Origin of the sequence: Bacillus sp. SRB_8 (assembly GCF_003264205.1) — a bacterium.
GTDB lineage: Bacteria > Bacillota > Bacilli > Bacillales > Bacillaceae_G > Bacillus_A > Bacillus_A mycoides.
This window is the reverse complement of the sequence record NZ_NADT01000176.1, coordinates 1-309: the sequence shown is the minus strand read 5'-3', so window position 1 is coordinate 309 and position 309 is coordinate 1. Positions and strand designations below refer to the sequence as shown.

Annotated in this window: 1 protein-coding gene; it reads left to right on the top strand. The window is 71.5% G+C overall.

Features of this window, described 5'->3' with window-relative positions:
- Window positions 1-309 (top strand): PAS domain-containing protein (locus tag B5P40_RS32355; RefSeq protein ID WP_142936398.1); only part of this gene is annotated, 309 nt, incomplete at both ends.

The window sequence follows — 309 nt, the reverse complement described above, 5'->3', positions numbered from 1 at the left end:
CGACGATCTGGCGCAGGACCTGCAGAGCGTGCTGCAGGACCTGCGCACCGTCGAGCGTCCGGTGCGCAGCCTGGACGCGCGCCACTACCTGGCGCGCCTGCGCCCCTACCGCACGGTGGACAACAAGATCGCCGGCGCGGTGCTGGCGTTCGTCGATTTGACCGAACTGCGGCAGGCCGAGCAGCGCGTGCGCGCCAGCGAGGAGCGCCTGCGCCTGGCGGCGCTCACCACGCGCGACTACATCATCGTGACGCTCGACGACGACGGCCTGATCACCTCGTGGAACGAGGGCGCGCGGCGCGTGTTCGG